General features: G+C 70.6%; 14 protein-coding genes and 1 tRNA gene. 4 read left to right on the forward strand and 11 right to left on the reverse strand.

Annotated features, from left to right (window positions below; all coding sequences use genetic code 11):
* Window positions 1–176: 176 nt before the first annotated feature.
* Window positions 177–2,132 (forward strand): acetate--CoA ligase, encoded by a 1,956-nt coding sequence (gene acs / locus ACRQ4C_RS11815; RefSeq protein WP_439688776.1) that lies wholly within the window; start codon window positions 177–179, stop codon window positions 2,130–2,132.
* Between the two features lie 77 nt (window positions 2,133–2,209).
* Here acs and ACRQ4C_RS11820 read toward each other — a convergent pair whose 3' ends face one another.
* Both ACRQ4C_RS11820 and ACRQ4C_RS11825 read right to left on the reverse strand, forming a co-directional pair.
* Window positions 2,210–2,671, reverse strand: a complete 462-nt coding sequence (locus tag ACRQ4C_RS11820; RefSeq protein ID WP_290131271.1) for a RidA family protein — start codon at window positions 2,669–2,671, stop codon at window positions 2,210–2,212.
* Window positions 2,668–2,826: a hypothetical protein gene (locus ACRQ4C_RS11825; RefSeq protein WP_022903105.1), complete on the reverse strand. Its 159-nt coding sequence runs from the start codon at window positions 2,824–2,826 to the stop codon at window positions 2,668–2,670. The genes ACRQ4C_RS11820 and ACRQ4C_RS11825 overlap by 4 nt, the downstream gene beginning before the upstream one ends.
* A gap of 50 nt (window positions 2,827–2,876) precedes the next feature.
* Between ACRQ4C_RS11825 and ACRQ4C_RS11830 the strand changes: the two genes are divergently transcribed.
* From ACRQ4C_RS11830 to ACRQ4C_RS11840, 3 genes are all read left to right on the forward strand, one after another.
* A complete protein-coding gene (locus ACRQ4C_RS11830) occupies window positions 2,877–5,438 on the forward strand; it encodes a transglycosylase domain-containing protein (RefSeq protein WP_439688777.1) in 2,562 nt (853 codons plus the stop codon).
* Window positions 5,435–6,394, forward strand: a complete 960-nt coding sequence (locus tag ACRQ4C_RS11835) for a metallophosphoesterase (RefSeq protein WP_439688778.1) — start codon at window positions 5,435–5,437, stop codon at window positions 6,392–6,394. The genes ACRQ4C_RS11830 and ACRQ4C_RS11835 overlap by 4 nt, the downstream gene beginning before the upstream one ends.
* 100 nt (window positions 6,395–6,494) lie before the next feature.
* Window positions 6,495–6,568 (forward strand) — tRNA-Pro (locus ACRQ4C_RS11840).
* A gap of 429 nt (window positions 6,569–6,997) precedes the next feature.
* On the opposite strand, the gene ACRQ4C_RS11845 is transcribed toward ACRQ4C_RS11840, so the two are convergent.
* The 9 genes from ACRQ4C_RS11845 to ACRQ4C_RS11885 form a co-directional block, all read right to left on the reverse strand.
* Window positions 6,998–8,038, reverse strand: a complete 1,041-nt coding sequence (locus ACRQ4C_RS11845) for an LLM class flavin-dependent oxidoreductase (protein WP_439688779.1) — start codon at window positions 8,036–8,038, stop codon at window positions 6,998–7,000.
* Between the two features lie 120 nt (window positions 8,039–8,158).
* Window positions 8,159–8,785 carry a thymidine kinase gene (locus ACRQ4C_RS11850; protein WP_439688780.1) on the reverse strand — a complete coding sequence of 209 codons (627 nt, stop codon included), beginning with the start codon at window positions 8,783–8,785 and terminating at the stop codon, window positions 8,159–8,161.
* Window positions 8,785–9,486 (reverse strand): response regulator transcription factor, encoded by a 702-nt coding sequence (locus ACRQ4C_RS11855; protein WP_242863021.1) that lies wholly within the window; start codon window positions 9,484–9,486, stop codon window positions 8,785–8,787. Before ACRQ4C_RS11855 ends, ACRQ4C_RS11850 begins: the two co-directional genes overlap by 1 nt.
* Window positions 9,473–10,609, reverse strand: coding sequence for a hypothetical protein (locus ACRQ4C_RS11860; protein WP_439688781.1), 1,137 nt, complete (start codon window positions 10,607–10,609; stop codon window positions 9,473–9,475). The genes ACRQ4C_RS11855 and ACRQ4C_RS11860 overlap by 14 nt, the downstream gene beginning before the upstream one ends.
* Window positions 10,606–11,853: a sensor histidine kinase gene (locus ACRQ4C_RS11865; protein ID WP_439688782.1), complete on the reverse strand. Its 1,248-nt coding sequence runs from the start codon at window positions 11,851–11,853 to the stop codon at window positions 10,606–10,608. The genes ACRQ4C_RS11860 and ACRQ4C_RS11865 overlap by 4 nt, the downstream gene beginning before the upstream one ends.
* Window positions 11,854–11,979: 126 nt before the next feature.
* The gene (locus ACRQ4C_RS11870; protein WP_439688783.1) at window positions 11,980–13,062 is read right to left on the reverse strand and encodes an Rv2578c family radical SAM protein; all 1,083 of its coding nucleotides are present in this window, start codon (window positions 13,060–13,062) and stop codon (window positions 11,980–11,982) included.
* A gap of 48 nt (window positions 13,063–13,110) precedes the next feature.
* A complete protein-coding gene (locus tag ACRQ4C_RS11875) occupies window positions 13,111–14,598 on the reverse strand; it encodes a malate:quinone oxidoreductase (RefSeq protein ID WP_439688784.1) in 1,488 nt (495 codons plus the stop codon).
* 118 nt (window positions 14,599–14,716) lie between these two features.
* The gene (locus ACRQ4C_RS11880; RefSeq protein ID WP_439688785.1) at window positions 14,717–15,769 is read right to left on the reverse strand and encodes an aspartate-semialdehyde dehydrogenase; all 1,053 of its coding nucleotides are present in this window, start codon (window positions 15,767–15,769) and stop codon (window positions 14,717–14,719) included.
* Between the two features lie 26 nt (window positions 15,770–15,795).
* Window positions 15,796–17,061: an aspartate kinase gene (locus ACRQ4C_RS11885; RefSeq protein WP_400413215.1), complete on the reverse strand. Its 1,266-nt coding sequence runs from the start codon at window positions 17,059–17,061 to the stop codon at window positions 15,796–15,798.
* Between the last annotated feature and the right edge of the window lie 98 nt (window positions 17,062–17,159).

Genomic DNA, 17,159 nt, shown 5'->3' on the forward strand with positions numbered 1-17,159 from the left:
GGGGGAATCACGGCCGACGCCACCGGAAACGAGTCCGGCGATGAACATTGTACCCCACGAACACCCCTCCACGGCAACCCCGACACGGAATCCGCAACCGCCGGGGCAGGGGTAGTCTCCGGGTGCTGCCGGCAGCGCCACGGGTGCTGCTCCGATGCCGACGCGAAAGGACACCGATGTCCCCGACCCCGACCGACGCCTCACCCCGCCACGAGGACGGCCCCACGTTCCCGCCGTCGCCGGAGTTCGTCGCCGACGCCGTCGCCCACGAGGACCTGCACGAGGCCGCCGCGGCCGACCGCGAGGGCTTCTGGGCCGAGCAGGCGCGCACCCTCCTCGACTGGCGGACGCCCTTCACGCAGACCCTCGACTGGTCCGGCGCGCCGTTCGCGAAGTGGTTCGCCGACGGGGAGCTCAACGTGGCGGAGAACTGCCTCGACCGGCACGTCCGCGCGGGCAACGGCGACCGGGTCGCGATCCACTTCGAGGGCGCCCCGGGCGACACCCGTCGGATCACGTACGCCGAGCTCACCGCCGACGTGCAGCGGGCCGCGAACATGCTCAGCGACCTCGGCGTCGGCGAGGGCGACCGCGTGGTGGTCTACCTCCCGCTCATCCCCGAGGCCGTCGTGACGATGCTCGCCGTCGCCCGCATCGGCGCGATCCACTCGGTCGTCTTCGGCGGTTTCAGTGCGGAGAGCCTGCGCGCACGCATCGAGGACGCCGAGGCGAAGCTCGTCGTCACGGCCGACGGCGGCTGGCGTCGGGGCGCGGTCTCGGCGCTGAAGCCCGCGGTCGACGAGGCGCTCGAGGGCGAGGGCACCGACAGCGTCGAGCACGTCCTGGTCGTCAAGCGCGGCGGCAACGAGATCGCGTGGAACGACCGCGACCTCTGGTGGCACGACGAGTTCGCCAAGGCCGCCCCCGAGCACGAGGCGCAGGCGTTCCCCGCCGAGACCCCGCTGTTCATCCTCTACACCTCGGGCACGACCGGGAAGCCGAAGGGCATCGTGCACACCTCCGGCGGGTACCTCACGCAGGCGACGTACACGCACCGGAACGTCTTCGACATGCACCCGGAGAAAGACGTCTACTGGTGCACGGCCGACATCGGCTGGATCACCGGACACTCCTACGTCGTCTACGGCCCGCTCGCGAACGGCGTCACCCAGGTGCTCTACGAGGGCACCCCGGACGAGCCGAAGCCGGGCCGCTGGTGGGACCTCGTCGACTCCTACGGCGTCACCGTGCTGTACACGGCACCGACGGCGGTCCGCGCGGCGATGAAGGCCGGCCGGCAGATCCCCGAAGCCCGGAGCCTCGAGACCCTCCGCCTCCTCGGCAGCGTCGGCGAGCCGATCAACCCCGAGGCGTGGCAGTGGTACCGGCAGGTCATCGGCCACGACCGCACCCCGATCGTCGACACCTGGTGGCAGACCGAGACCGGCGCGATCATGATCTCCGCGCTCCCCGGCGTCACGAAGCTCAAGCCCGGCGCCGCACAGACCCCGCTCCCCGGGATCACCGCCGAGATCGTGGACGAGGACGGCCACCGCGTCGAACCCGGCGAGGGCGGCTACCTCACCATCGCCGACCCGTGGCCGTCGATGGCGCGGGGCATCTGGAACGACCCCGACCGCTTCGTCGAGACCTACTGGTCACGCTTCCCCGGTCGGTACTTCGCCGGCGACGGCGCGCGCCTCGACGGGCAGGGCGACATCTGGGTGCAGGGCCGCGTCGACGACGTCATGAACGTCTCCGGCCACCGCCTGTCCACGGCCGAGATCGAGTCGGCCCTCGTCGGCCACGAGGGCGTCGCCGAGGCCGCCGTCGTCGGCGCGGCCGACGAGACGACGGGACAGGCCGTCGTCGCGTTCGTGATCCTCACGGCGGAGGCTGCCGAGGGCGTCGACCGCGACGCCACGGCGAAGGAGCTGCGCGACTGGGTCGGCAAGCGCATCGGCGCGATCGCGAAGCCCCGACAGGTCGTGATCGTGCCGGAGCTGCCGAAGACGCGCTCCGGCAAGATCATGCGGCGGCTCCTCCGGGACGCGGCCGAGGGCCGCCGCATCGGCGACACGACGACGCTGGCCGACCCGACGATCATGGCGACCATCGCGGAGCTCATGTAGCAGGAACGACGCGAGCCGCGCCTCCAGGTCGACTGCCTGGAGGCGCGGCTCGCGTGACGTGCGCGGCTGACGGTCCGTCAGTCGGCCAGCTCCACGACCAACTCGACCTCGACGGGTGCGTCCAGCGGCAGGACCGCGACGCCCACCGCGCTGCGCGCGTGGACGCCGGCGTCACCGAAGACGTCGCCCACCAGGGTGGACGCACCGTTCGCGACGGCCGGCTGCCCCGTGAACGACGGGTCGGACGCGACGAACACGGTCACCTTGACGACGCGTGCGACGCGGTCGAGCGAGCCCGCGACCGACTGCACGGCGGCGAGGGCGTTGAGGGCGGCGGTGCGGGCCTCGGCGGTCGCGGTCTCCGGGTCGACGCCCGCACCGACCTTGCCCGTGACCGGCAGTGCGCCGTCGACGAAGGGCAGCTGCCCGGCGGTGTACACGTACCGCCCCGTGACGACCGCGGGGACGTACGCGGCGACCGGTGCGGCGACCGCGGGGACGGTCAGGCCGAGTTCGGCGAGGCGCTCCGCGACGCTCATGCGTCGGCCTTCGGACGCTTCAGGTACGCGACGAGTCCACCCTCGGGACCGGTGACGACCTGGACGAGCTCCCAGCCCTCGTCGCCGAAGTTGTTGAGGATCGCCGTGGTGTTGTGGATGATCAACGGCGTCGTGAGGTATTCCCAGCGGCTCATGCGGTTCCTTGCCAGCCTTTCAGTCGGCGGTGTCGTTTAGGCTGCATCCTATGTCTGCCCAGAAGACGTCTGCCTCGCGGACCAAACCTGTCTCCGCAGTCGGTGCCTTCGTCGGATTCGTCGGCTTCAGCGTGCTCGCCGGGCTCCTCGTGACGATCGGCGTGACCCCGGCCATCGCGGTGGCCGGCGTGACCACGACCTCGACGATCGGCGTCTTCGAGTCGCTCCCGGAGTACATCGAGATCGGTGACCTCCCGCAGCGCAACGAGCTCTACGCGTACCAGGGCGGCAAGAGCGTCCACTTCGCGACGGTGTACGACCAGAACCGTCAGGAACTCAAGTACGACCAGATCAGCGACAACCTGAAGAACGCCGCCATCGACGGTGAGGACAAGCGCTTCTTCGAGCACGGCGGCGTCGACATGACCTCGCTCGTCCGTGCGGGTGTCGGCAGCCTCGCCGGCGGGCTGGGCGAGTCGGGTGGTGGCTCGACGCTCACCATGCAGCTCGTCCGCAACATCAAGATGCAGCAGGCGCTCGAGCTCCCCACGGAGAAGGAGCGCCTCAAGGCCTACAACGAGGCCACCGAGACGACCATCCCCCGCAAGCTCGAGGAGATGAAGCTCGCGATCGGCCTGGCGAAGAAGTACTCCAAGAAGGAGATCCTCACCGGGTACCTCAACATCGCGTACTTCGGTGACCAGACGTACGGCGTGCAGGCCGCCGCACAGCACTACTTCAACAAGTCGGCGACCGACCTCACGCCGGCCGAGGCCGCGTCGATCCTGGCGATCGTGCAGTCGCCGAACACCCGCAACCTCTCGACGTCGAAGAACTACGAGGCGAACAAGGCCCGTCGCGACGTCATCCTCAAGTCGATGTACGCGCAGAAGCACATCGACAAGGAAGCCTTCGACAAGGCGATCGCGTCGAACCCGAAGGACTACGTCCGGCTGACCCAGCCGACCCAGGGCTGCCGCGCCTCGGTCGGTGACGGCTCGCAGTTCTTCTGCGACTACGCGGTCAAGGTCGTCAAGGGCATGTCGCAGCTCGGCGGCACGCAGAAGGAACGCGACACCGCCTGGCGCAACGGTGGCTACAAGATCCAGACGACGCTGGACATCGGCCTGAACGCCCAGCAGAAGCAGATCCTCAACACGTATGACAACAAGGCCGAGACGCAGATCGCCCTCGGCGCGACGCTCGACTCGGTCGAGGTCGGCACGGGGCGCATCCTGACGATGGCGCAGAACAAGGACTTCGACGAGGCCCTGAAGTCGGCCCCCACGTCGACCTCGCTGAACTACGCCGTGGACTACAAGTACGGCGGGGCCAGAGGCTTCCAGACGGGTTCGACGTTCAAGGCGTTCACGCTGCTCGACTGGATCAAGGCCGGGCACGGTCTGAACGAGACCGTCAACGGTAGCGAGCGAGTCGTATCCCCGTGGACGAAGTGCGGCGCACCCGACTACACCCAGTTCGACGTACACAACGACTCCCCCGGAGAGAACGGCAACTACAGCGTCATCGGCGCAACTGCCGGCTCGATCAACGGCGCGTTCGCGTCCATGGCACAGAAGCTCGACCTCTGCGACATCGAGACCATGGCCAAGAACTTCGGTGTCCACCGTGCCGACGCCGACCCGCTGAACACCTTCCCGTCGTTCATCCTCGGGACCAACGAGATCGCTCCGCTGACCATGGCTGCGGCCTACGCCGGTATCGCGAACAACGGCACGTTCTGCGCGCCGGTCGCGATCGACCAGGTCACCGACGCCACCGGCAAGAAGCTCGGCGGCCAGCCGAAGGACTGCTCGCAGGCGGTCGATCCCGCCGTCGCTCAGACCGCGATCTACGCGATGAAGCAGACGATCACGAGCGGTACCGCCCGCGGTGCCCAGACGTACGACGGCACACAGATGTTCGCGAAGACGGGTACCACCGACGAGGCCGAGCAGATCTGGCTCATCGGAGCTTCCACGAAGGTCGCCACCGCCTACTGGCAGGGCAACACCGACGGCAAGAAGCTCAACCTCCGCCACTACAGCAACGGCGTGGACGGCAATTCGTACGCCGGCGCCCGTGCCGACGTCTGGCGGCAGGCGCAGACCCCGGTGAACGCGGCCTACCCCGGCGGAACCTTCACGGACCCGTCCTCGACGGCGATCCGCGGCAACAGCGTCCAGCTCCCGAACCTCGCCGGCAAGTCCGCCGATGAGGCACGATCGACGCTCTCCTCCGCCGGGTTCACGTACGTCGACGGCGGCACCCAGCCGGGCGCCGGTGAGGCCGGACAGGTGTCGAAGACGTCGCCGGCTGCGGGCTCCTACCTCTCCAAGGGCGCGAGCGTGACGGTGTACACGAGCGACGGCTCGCAGGCCTCGGTTCCGAACGTGGCCGGCAAGAGCGTCGGCAGCGCCCGCTCGCAGCTCGAGTCGGCCGGTCTGAGCAACGTCTCGATCTCCGACCAGTACGAGAAGGGCGGCGGCTCCAAGGAGTGCACGGTGGCGTCGACCGACCCCGCCGCTGACTCGGTCGTGGGCAAGGACTCCGGCGTGACCGTGAAGCTGTACGGCACGAAGGACGGCAAGGCGCCGAAGGACTGCAAGTGACGCGCGGCCGCGCCGCGCTCGGGATCCTCGCAGCGGGCGCGGCCGTCGGCGGCGCCGCTGCTGCGTGGGGCTCGCTCGTCGAACGACGCCGGTTCGGCATCCGGTGGGAGACGGTCCCCGTCCTCGCGCCGGGCTCCCGCGACATCGTCGTCCTGCACCTGTCGGACATCCACATGGCGCCGTGGCAGGCGGACAAGCAGCAGTGGCTGCGCGACCTCAGCCTCGTCGAGCCCGACTTCGTGGTGAACACGGGCGACAACCTCGGGCACGCCACGGCGAACTCCGCCGTCGAGTACGCGCTCGAACCGTTCCGCGGCGTCCCGGGGGCGTTCGCGTACGGGTCGAACGACTTCTACGGCCCCACGCCCCGGAACCCGCTCAAGTACTTCGGCGGGCCGAGCACGCACGGCGGCGGGGGTGCTCGTCCGGTCGAGCTCGACATCGACCGGCAGACGGCGTTCTTCGAGTCGCTCGGCTGGCTCGACGTGAACGACCAGGCGCACGCGATCGAGCTCCGCGGCTCTCGGCTCGAGCTGTTCGGGACGTCCGACGCCCACCGCGACTGGGACCGTCTCGACCTCCTGCCGACGAACGTCGACGAGATGCGCAGCGACGTGCCGTGGTCCGAGGACGAGGACGGCCCCGCACCGGTGTCGATCGGGATCACGCACGCGCCGTACCGTCGGGTGCTCGACGCCTTCGTGACCCAGGGTGCGGACGTCATCTTCGCCGGGCACACGCACGGCGGACAGGTCCAGGTGCCCGGGGTCGGTGCGCTCGTCACGAACTGCGACCTCCCCCGCCGTTACGTCAGCGGGCTGCACAAGTGGGAGCACCGGAACCACTGGTCGTGGCTCGAGGTCTCCGCCGGACTCGGAACGTCGATCTACGCGCCCGTGCGGTTCTCGTGCCGCCCGGAGGCCGTCGTCGTCACGCTCACCGCCCGCACCGACTGACCGCGGGCCCGACGCGCCCGGGCGTCACGGAGATGGTCGTGAGCACACTCGATCATCCGGTAGACTTCTGGGGTTGCTCCGGTTCGGAGCGATCACACCGCGGGGTGTGGCGCAGCTTGGTAGCGCGCCTCGTTCGGGACGAGGAGGTCGCAGGTTCAAATCCTGTCACCCCGACAGCAAGGCCCTGGTCACACGACCAGGGCCTTCTTCGTTGCGGCGCCTTGCTCACCCAACGCCGTCCCATCCCCACGGGGTCGTGTCTCGATGCCCCCTGCGGGCGACGGCCTGCCGCGGTCACGACACCCCGCTCACCCGCGGCCAGTGGTCGCACAACGTCGTCCTGCGGCGCGCAGGACGACGAGCCGCGACCGCTCGGCATCACGCAGGCGGGGAGTCGTGACCGCCCGCCGTCGTCGGCGATTCGCATCGCACCGGTCCAGACCGCCCGGCTGCCGCTGCCCCCGCGCCGAGGTTCCACGACTCGCTGCGTGACGCCCGCCGAAGTTCCCCGCACGACGACGACGCCCGCCGAGACTCCACGATGCTGGAACCTCGACGGGCGTCGGGACCTGCGCAGGCTCGGCCGCGCGCACGCACCGGGGCTCAGGCGACCGCAGCCCCCGCCCGCACGAGCCGCCCCTCCGCGTGCAACCGCGCCACGACGTCGAGCGCCTGGTGCCGGTACCGCGCCTGCGCCGCCCCCGGAGCCACGATGACACCGTCCGCGCCGGTGGACTCGACGAGGGCGTTGATCTTCGCCGCGACCTCGTCGGCGTTGCCGTACGCCTGGCGGGCCGTGCGGGCCTCGATGAACCGCCGCTCGAGGTCGGAGAACTCGTACGCCCGGGCCTCCTCCATCGACACCGGCTCGGGCTTCGCGCCCTGCCGCATCCGGATGAACGAGATCATCCCCGGCGCGGACTGCTCGGAGATCACCGCCGGGTCCTCGTCGGTGACGACCTGCACGCCGATGAGCGCGTTCGGCTCGGAACGGAAGCGCGAGGGCCGGAACGAGTCACGGTAGAGCGCGAGCGCCGCCTCGGTGTTGTCCGACGCGAAGTGGTGGGCGAAGGCGAACGAGACACCGAGCGCCCCGGCCACCTGGGCGCTGTAGCCCGACGAGCCGAGCAGCCAGAACTCGGGGACGTCGCCGTACCCGGGCACGGCCCGGATGCGCGACAGGGGATTGTCGGCGTCCATGCCGGTGAAGAAGCCGATGAGGTCGGCGAGCTGCTGCGGGAAGTCGTCGACGTCGAGGCGGTCGGTTCGACGGAGGGCCATCGCGGTCGCACCGTCGGTGCCGGGTGCACGTCCGATGCCGAGGTCGACTCGGTCGCCGTAGAGGGCGCGCAGCGTGCCGAACTGCTCCGCGATGACGAGCGGTGCGTGGTTGGGCAGCATCACTCCCCCGGAACCGATGCGGATCGTCGACGTCGCGGCGCCCACCGCGCTCAGCAGCACCGCCGGGGCGGAGGAGGTGATCCCCGGCATCCCGTGGTGCTCGGCGACCCAGATGCGCTCGTAGCCGAGCTTCTCGGCGTGCACCGCCATGTCGATCGACCCCTGCAGGGCGTCGGTGTTGGACTGGCCGTACTCACGGGTGGCCAGGTCGAGGACGGACAGGTGCACGGATGCGTCGCTCATGTGGTCGCCAACGCCGGCCGGCCGGCGTGCATTCCGCATCGACTGTCGGCCTGGAGGCGCGGGGCGGGCCCGCCACGAGCCTCCAGACGGGTCGGTGGTGACCAGGCGCGGAGGCGACCGTCAGTCGCCGTCGAGGTGCCCGCCGGACTCCGTGAGGTAGCAGTTGGCGCAGAGGGACTCGTAGGTGACGTCCTCGCCGTCGATGGCGACCTGGGAGCCGTCGAAGACGAAGCGTCCGTCGATGAGCCGCGCGTTGAACACCGCCTTGCGGCCGCACCGGCAGATCGTCTTGAGCTCTTCGAGCGAGTGCGCGATCTCGAGCAGCCGCGCGCTGCCCGGGAACGCCCGGGTGCGGAAGTCGGTGCGGATGCCGTAGGCGAGGACCGGGATGCCGTCGAGGACCGCGATGCGGAGGAGGTCGTCGACCTGCTTCGGCGTCAGGAACTGCGCTTCGTCGACCAGCACGCAACTGACGGGCCGGACCATGCCGTCGAGCCGTCCGGACTCCGGGTCGGCCGCTCCGGCGGCGGACACGGCGGCGCGCACGTCGTCAGCCGGCGCGAACACCACGTCGACCGCACGTGTGACACCGAGGCGGGAGACGATCTCGTGGTCGCCCTTGGTGTCGACCGCGGGCTTCGCGAGCAGGACCCGCTGACCGCGCTCCTCGTAGTTGTACGCCGCCTGCAGCAACCCGGTGCTCTTGCCGCTGTTCATCGCGCCGTAGCGGAAGTAGAGCTTCGCCACTACGCGAGGAACCCGTCCTCCGCCGCACGACGGATGAGGTCGGACTTCTTCGACGCCGGGCGCCCGACCTTGCTGTACTTCTCGCGCACGCGGCGCAGGTACGTCTTCGCGGTCTCGTACTGCACGTTCATCTGCGCGGCGACCTCGTTCGTGGAGTAGCCGGACACGTACAGGCGCAGCGCCTCTTCCTCGCCGTGGCTGAGCTTCGGTCGCTGGTGCGCGTTCGCCCCGGTGGGCAGCGGCCGCCAGTCACGCTGCGGCGGGGTCTCGCGGGCGACGCCCATGATCTCCCGGGCGACGTCCATGACCTCGCGCATGGGCAGCGACTTCGACAGGAAGGCTGCGGCGCCGGCGGCGAGGGCGCGGTCGCGGGACTCACGGCTGTCGACGCTGGAGAGGACGATGACCTTCGCCCCGGCGGCGCGGCAGGTGCGGACGCGGGCCTCGATCGACACGGGCTCCTTGAGCTGGAAGTCGAGGAACACGAGGTCGGTCGGGAAGCTGTCGCTGTGGACCATCTCGAGCCAGGTGTGCGCGGTGAGGGCCAGGTCGAAGTCGAACGCGTTGACTGCGATCCAGCTCGACAGGGAGTCGAGCAGCACCTCGTGGTCGTCGAGGATGGCCAACCGCACCCGGCGGGTCCCCGGGGTCGGGAGGACGGGACCACCCTCCGAGAGCCGGTTCGGGTCAGTGCTGGTCATACGAGAACCTTAGTGCGAGGGCGGAGGGTCGGACCGCGACGTCGAGGTCGGGGAACGTGACCCGGAGGACGGCGAGGTACGGGTCGAACGTGCGGTGGATCCCGACGTCGGAGTCCGCGACGACGACGTCGACGGCGACCTCGACCCGGTCCCCCGGTGCCGGACGGGCACGGACGGTGAGGCCAGCCGGATCGACCGCGGCGGCGCGGAGCGTGGCACGGAGGAACGTCCGGACGACCGTCCGCTGGTCGACGTCGAGCGTCGCGAGCAGCCCGTCGGGGTCGTCGACGACGGACCGCCCGCCGCCCTCGGTCCTGATCGCGTGCTCGAACCACGTCCGGTCGGCGTCGGCGACCATCCCGCGGCGCAGACCGTCGGCGATCGCGCGGGCCCGGGCCCGGTCGACGTCGGTGATGACGTCGCGGGTGCGGAGCTCGGCGAAGAACGGTGCGACCTCGTCAGCGAGGACGGTCGACCGGTCCTGCTGCACGCTTGCGGCGATGCCGTCCTGCTCGGCACGTTCGACCGAGTACGACCCGGCGCGGATCTGCACGCGCTCGGCGAGCCCGGAGAACGTCGACGCGAACACCGCGGACGCCCCGGTCAGCACGAGGGTGGGTGCCGCGGCCAGGAAGGCCGCGACCGCCACCGGGACCTGGTGCGGGAACACCGCAGCCCCCACACCCCAGGTGACGCCGTTCACTGCGGCGAGCAGGAGTCCACCGACCGCGAGGTCGGTCCACGGCCGGTACGGCGCCGCCATCACGATGCCGGTCGCGGTGAGGAGGCACATGAAGTCGTTGAGGGCGTTGCGGTCCGGCCCCCACTGCGCCGCGACGCTCGTCACCGAGGCCGCCGTGAGGAGCGCGACGTGCGCGACGTACGCACCGCGGGTGAACGGGGCGCGGAACGGACTCGAGGCAGCGATCACCACGGTCGCCGAGGCCGCGACCAGCAGCACCGTCAACGCGCTCAGTCCGGGGCTGCCGGCGACGTCGCGGTCGAACACGGACACCAGCAACGCCCACAGCGTCCCCACGGCGCCGATCACGACCGCGAACGGTCGCGATCCCATGGCGCCGAGCGGGTCGTACTGCTGGGCGGTCCGGCGCGCGGGCGTCACCGTGCACGCTCCGGTTCGTCGTCCTCGACCGAGCGTGCGGGCGCCACGCCGAGGTCCGACGGCGCCGCTACCGGGACCGTCATCATGATGCTCGTCCCCGCGCCCGGCGAGGACCACACCTGCACGGAGCCGCCGACCCGCTCGATGCGCTGCCGGACCGAGCCGCGGAGCCCCATCCGGTCCGCGCCCGTCGAGGACTCGTCGAACCCGCGGCCGTCGTCCACGACCATCACCGTGGTCGAGGCGCCGTCGTCGAACACGCTCACCTCGGCTGCGTCCACGCCGGCGTGCTTCCGGACGTTCGCGAGGCACTGGCCGACAGCGCGCACGAGGGCGTCGAGGGTGCGGTCGTCGAGGCGCTCGAGCGAGGTCCGCTCGCCGGTCATCGCGATCGCGAGGCCGCGGTCGCGCTCGTCCTCCAGCAGCTGCTCGAACGCGCGCACCGGGGCACTGGGACCGTCGGCCACCGATCCCTCGTCGGAGCCCGGTGTGGCGAGCCACTCCCGCCCGGTGAGGACCGCGATGTCCGCGTCCACCGTCCGGGCGAGCTGCCGGTCCATCGGGCCGTCCGGGGCGATCGCGATCGCGCCCAGGTGGTTGAGGACGGTGTCGTGCAGGATCGCCGCCGCCTCGGCCTCGACGCCGGCCCGGTACGCGGAGACGTGCTCCTCGCGCGCGGAGCGCAGCAGTTCGGGCTGGACGCGGGTGGACCGGGCGGTGGCGCGGCTGGTGAACAGCACGAGGGCGACCACGAACGCGAGCGTCACCCACGCCAGCACGAGCGGCTGCGGGGTTCCGTTCGTCTGCACGAGGGCGATCAGCGCGGCACCGCGACCGACGAGGAACCCGCCGACCGACCACAGCACGACCCGTCCGGGCACCGCCCCGGCCCCACCGACCAACACGAGCGGGATCACCGCGAGGGACAGCAGGTACGACGCCACCCACGGCACCTCGACCTCGCGTTGCACGACCGTGGCGAACCACCAGACGCACACGCCACCGACGACCAGGAACGCCACGGCCGACCGCCAGGTGCCGAACTGCACGTGCACGCCGATCATCCCGAGCATCGGCGCGAGCGCGAGCACGGCGCCGATCACCCGGGCGTCCGGGTCGCTCGCGCCGAGCAGCAGGAGCGCGATCGCCGCGGCGGCGATCGATCCCACCGCAGCCGCGTGGAAGGCGCGCACGGTCGACCAGGCATTCACGCGCGGCGCGAGGTGCGTGGGGATGCCGAGCACGGGCGGGTCGTCCTTCCGGGATGTGTCGCCGCCGTCCGTGTACCCCGAAACGAGGTGGCGACAGCGACCCGCCCGATGATACCGGCCCGCTCCGACATCGGGTGTCCCCCGAACGCGGAGCGGGTGTCAGAACAGCGTCGGCGATGTCCTGGTCACGGTACGCCGCTCGGTGAAGTCCGGTGCCGCCCGCTTGAGCGGCATCACCCGCTTCCGGTCGACGCTGTGTCCCATCGACCCGGTGGCCGGGTCGACCGTGCCGAGACCGACGCCGTGCGCGCGCAGGATCGGTCGGATCCGCTCCCCCAGCCAGCGTCGGTAGTCCTTCGGGGCGTACGTGTTGTCGAGGTACATCGACCGGTACCGCTCGACGAGGTCGGGACGGTTCTGCCGCAGCCAGGCTGCCCACCACGGCTTCACCCCGGGCCGCAGGTGCAGCGCGGAGTACATGATGCTCGTCGCACCTGCCGCGACGGCACGCCCGACGGCGTCGTCGAGGTGCGCCTTCGTGTCCGTGATGTACGGCAGGACGGGCATGAGGAACACGGCGCAGTCGAGCCCAGCGTCCCGGATCGCGCGCACCGTGGCCAGGCGTGCGGTCGTGGTGGGCGTGCCCGGCTCGACCGACTGCTGGAGGTCGTCGTCGTACACCGCGATCGACATCGCCAGGTCGACCGGCACGCGTTCGGCCGCCGCGGCGAGGAGCGGTAGGTCACGGCGCAGCAGCGTCCCCTTCGTGAGGATGCTGAACGGCGTTCCCGCGTCGGCCAGCGCCTCGATCACGCCGGGCATCAGGCGGTAGCGGCCCTCGGCCCGCTGGTACGGGTCGGTGTTCGTGCCGAGGGCGACCGGGTGCCCCGCCCACGTGGGCTTGGCGAGCTCGCGCCGCAGGACGTCGGCCACGTTGGTCTTCACGACGATCTGCTGGTCGAAGTCGGCGCCGCCGTCGAACTCGAGGTAGGTGTGCGTCGGACGCGCGAAGCAGTACACGCAGGCGTGACTGCACCCGCGGTACGGGTTGATCGTCCACCCGTAGGTGCCGTCGCCGTCAGCGCTCGGCACCCGGTTGAGCGCGCTCTTCGCCAGGACCTCGTGGAACGTCACCCCGGCGAACTCCGGGGTCGTCACGCTCCGGACGAACCCGCTGTTCGACTCCATGCCCGGCAGCGCGTCGCCTCGGGACGCATCGACTGCCTGCCCACTCCACCGCATGCCGTCATTCGAACACACGTTCGAACGACGCGCAAGCCGTTGGCCAGCTCAGTGGTGCAGACCGAGCACCTTCGCGGTGCGCTCGAGCGTGCGGTCCGCGAGCTGCGGGTCGTCGCCGAGGGCCGTGCCGTAGGTGGGGACCATCTGCTGGACGGCGGGCTGCCAACCGGCCCAGCGGTCGGGGAAGCACCGTTCGAGGAGCTTCAGCATGATCGGCACGGCCGTGGACGCCCCCGGGCTCGCGCCCAGGAGACCGGCGATCGAGCCGTCGGCGGCCGTGATGACCTCGGTGCCGAACTGCAGCACACCGCCCTTGTCCGCGTCCGGCTTGATCACCTGGACGCGCTGCCCCGCCGTGATGCGGTGCCAGTTCTCCGGCTGCGCGGACGGCATGAAGTCACGGAGCGCATCGAACTTCGTCTGCTTCGAGGCGAGCAGCTGACCGATGAGGTACCGGACGAGGTCGAAGTTGGAGAACGCGACGCTCAGCATCGGGCGGAGGTTGTGAGGCCGGATGCTCTTGAACAGGTCGAGCACCGAGCCCTGCTTGAGGAACTTCGGGCTGAACCCGGCGTACGGCCCGAACATGAGCGAGGAACTGCCGTCGACGATGCGGGTGTCGAGGTGCGGGACCGACATCGGCGGCGCCCCGACGCTCGCCTTGCCGTACACCTTCGCTGCGTGCTTCTGCACGACCTCGGGGTCGTCGGTGCGGAGGAACTCGCCCGACACCGGGAAGCCGCCGTAGCCCCGGATCTCCGGGATGCCGGACTTCTGCAGCAGGTGCAGCGCTCCGCCACCGGCACCGACGAACACGAACTTCGCCGCGATGCGCTGCGTCGACCGCCCGATCTCGTTCCGGACGTCGAGCACCCACCCCTCGCTGATCTTGGAGCGGGTGACGTTCGTGACCTGGTGGGAGGACTCGAACTCGACGCCGTCCACCTCGAGCTGGTCGAAGAGCTGGCGGGTGAGCGAGCCGAAGTCGACGTCCGACCCGGCGGCCGAGTACGTCGCCGCGATCGGCTGGTCCTTCTTCCGCCCGGGGATCAGCGCGGGCGCCCACTGCCGGATCTGCGCCGGATCGTCCGAGTACTCGATCCCGGCGAACAGCGGGTGGTCCTTCAGCGCCTCGTACCGCTTGCGCATGTACTCGACGTTCCCGGCGCCCCACACGAAGGAGATGTGCGGCGTCGGGTTGATGAAGTTCGACGGCTCGGGCAGCGCGCCCTGCTCGACGAGGAACGACCAGAACTGCCGCGAGACCTGGAACTGCTCGTTGACCCCGACGGCCTTGCTGATGTCGACGCGTCCGTCGGCGAGCTCGGGCGTGTAGTTCAGCTCGCAGAGGGCGGAGTGCCCGGTCCCGGCGTTGTTCCACGGGTTCGAGGACTCCTGCGCGACACTGCCCAGGCGCTCGTAGACGCGGATCTTCCAGTTCGGCTCCAGCCGGTGGATGATGGCGCCGAGCGTGGCGCTCATGATGCCACCCCCGACCAGGACGACGTCGATCGGATCCACCTGCTTCACTGCCACCCGTCGATCCTACCGTCGCGCGGTGGGAGCGGGGTGACGACGGGACGGACGGGAGGCACGGTGCGGACCCGCACCGTGCCTCCCGTCCGTCCCGTGGCGGCACCCGGAGCAGCCGTCGCTACGCGGCGACCGCGCGGCGCGCGACGATCGCCTCGGCGATCTGCACCGCGTTGAGCGCGGCGCCCTTGCGGAGGTTGTCGTTGCTGACGAAGAGGGCTAGGCCGTGCCCCTCCGGCGCGGACTGGTCGGCTCGGATGCGGCCGACGAACGACGGGTCCTGCCCGGCTGCTTGGAGCGGCGTCGGGACGTCGGAGAGCTCGACACCGGGCGCGCTCGCCAGGATCTCCGTCGCGCGCTCGGGCGACAGCGGCCGGTCGAACTCGGCGTTCACCGAGATGGAGTGACCGGTGAAGACGGGGACGCGGACGCAGGTGCCCGCGACGAGGAGATCGGGCAGCTCGAGGATCTTGCGGCTCTCGTTCCGGAGCTTCTTCTCCTCGTCGGTCTCGCCGAGACCGTCCTCGACGATGCTGCCGGCGAGCGGCACCACGTCGAAGGCGATCGGACGGACGTACTTGACGTGCTCGGGGAACGTCACCGCGGCGCCGTCGTGCGTGAGCTGCGCGGTGTCCTGCTCGAGCGCGGCGCGTGCCTGGCCCAGCAGTTCCTCGACCCCGGCGAGCCCGGAGCCCGACACCGCCTGGTAGGTCGTCGCGACGAGGCGACGGAGCCCGGCCTCGGCGTCCAGCACCTTCAGGACCGGCATGATCGCCATCGTCGTGCAGTTCGGGTTCGCGATGATGCCCCTCGGGGCGTCGTCGATCGCGTGGGGGTTGACCTCGCTGACGACGAGCGGCACGTCGGGGTCCATGCGCCAGGCGCTGGAGTTGTCCACGACGACCGCACCGGCGGCGGCGAACTTCGGCGCGAGGGCGCGCGAGGCGGTGGCACCGGCCGAGAAGAGCGCGATGTCGATGCCCGACGGGTCCGCGGTCTCGGAGTCCTCGACGACGACCTGCTCACCGCGGAACGGGAGCGTCGTGCCGGCGGAGCGGGCGCTCGCGAAGAAGCGGACGCGGTCGGCGGGGAACGCGCGCTCCTCGAGCAGGCGACGCATGACCGCGCCGACCTGACCGGTGGCGCCGACGACGGCGACGGTGGGGTTGCTCATGGTGTGCTCCTGGTGGATCTGCGGGCTCAGCGGCCGGTGCCGGCGTAGACGACGGCCTCGTTCTCGCCGTCGAGTCCGAACGCCTCGTGCACCACGCGCACGGCGTCGTTGAGGGTGTCGGCGCGGGTGACGACCGAGATGCGGATCTCCGACGTCGAGATCATCTCGATGTTGATCGAGGCCTCGTGGAGCGCACGGAACAGCTGCGCCGAGACGCCCGCGTTCGTGCGCATGCCGGCGCCGACGAGTGCGAGCTTGCCGATCTGGTCGTCGTACTGGATGCTCTCGTACCCGATGTCGGCCTTCGCGACCTCGAGCGCGGTGAGGACACCCTGCCCCTGGTCCTTCGGGAGGGTGAACGAGATGTCCGTGCGACCGGTCACGGCCTCCGACACGTTCTGCACGATCATGTCGATGTTCGCACCGGCGCGGGCCACGATCGTGAAGATCTCGGCGGCCTTGCCGGGGGTGTCGGGCACGCCGACGACGGTGATCTTGCCCTCGGAGAGGTCTCCGGCGATGCCGGTGATGATCGGTTCTTCCACGGTTTCCCCCTCTGCAGGGTTGTAGACGATGGTGCCCTCGGCGTTGGAGAACGACGAGCGGACGTGCAGGGTGACGCCGTGCCGACGGGCGTACTCGACGGCACGGATGTAGAGGACCTTCGCGCCGGACGCCGCGAGCTCGAGCATCTCCTCGCTCGTGATGCGGTCGACCTTGCGGGCGCGCGGGACGACGCGGGGGTCGGCGGTGAAGATGCCGTCGACGTCCGTGTAGATCTCGCAGACGTCCGCGTCGAGCGCTGCTGCGAGGGCGACGGCCGTCGTGTCGGAGCCGCCACGACCGAGCGTGGTGATCTCGCCCGTCGTGCGGTTGAAGCCCTGGAACCCGGCGACGATCGCGACGTGCCCGGCGTCGAGCGCCTCGCGCACGCGCTTCGGGGTGACGTCGACGATGCGGGCCTTGCCGTGCTGCGCGTCGGTCAGCATGCCGGCCTGGCTGCCCGTGTACGACGACGCCTCGACGCCGAGGCTCTTGATCGCCATCGCGAGGAGGGCCATCGAGATGCGCTCCCCCGCCGTGAGGAGCATGTCGAGCTCACGTCCGGCGGGGATGGGTGTCACCGAGTGCGCGAGGTCGACGAGCTCGTCGGTGGTGTCGCCCATCGCGGAAACGGCCACGACCACGTCGTTGCCGGCCTTCTTCGTCTGGACGATCCGCTTCGCCACGCGCTTGATGCTCTCGGCGTCCGCGACGGACGATCCACCGAACTTCTGCACGATCAAGGCCACGGGTTGGTACTCCTGGGGACGGGGCGGACGCGCGGAGCGCGCGGTTCCGACAATCGTAAAGGGTGTTTCGTGGATGTTGCGTCGGGGCGGCCCTCGAC

It is taken from the genome of Curtobacterium sp. SP.BCp (assembly GCF_051903255.1).
Lineage (GTDB): Bacteria > Actinomycetota > Actinomycetes > Actinomycetales > Microbacteriaceae > Curtobacterium.

Coding starts and splice junctions, on each gene's coding strand:
- acs (WP_439688776.1), top strand. CDS start 177: ATGTCCCCGACCCCGACCGACGCCTCACCCCGCCACGAGGACGGCCCC.
- ACRQ4C_RS11820 (WP_290131271.1), bottom strand. CDS start 2,671: ATGAGCGTCGCGGAGCGCCTCGCCGAACTCGGCCTGACCGTCCCCGCG.
- ACRQ4C_RS11825 (WP_022903105.1), bottom strand. CDS start 2,826: ATGAGCCGCTGGGAATACCTCACGACGCCGTTGATCATCCACAACACC.
- ACRQ4C_RS11830 (WP_439688777.1), top strand. CDS start 2,877: ATGTCTGCCCAGAAGACGTCTGCCTCGCGGACCAAACCTGTCTCCGCA.
- ACRQ4C_RS11845 (WP_439688779.1), bottom strand. CDS start 8,038: ATGAGCGACGCATCCGTGCACCTGTCCGTCCTCGACCTGGCCACCCGT.
- ACRQ4C_RS11855 (WP_242863021.1), bottom strand. CDS start 9,486: ATGACCAGCACTGACCCGAACCGGCTCTCGGAGGGTGGTCCCGTCCTC.
- ACRQ4C_RS11870 (WP_439688783.1), bottom strand. CDS start 13,062: ATGCGGTGGAGTGGGCAGGCAGTCGATGCGTCCCGAGGCGACGCGCTG.
- ACRQ4C_RS11880 (WP_439688785.1), bottom strand. CDS start 15,769: ATGAGCAACCCCACCGTCGCCGTCGTCGGCGCCACCGGTCAGGTCGGC.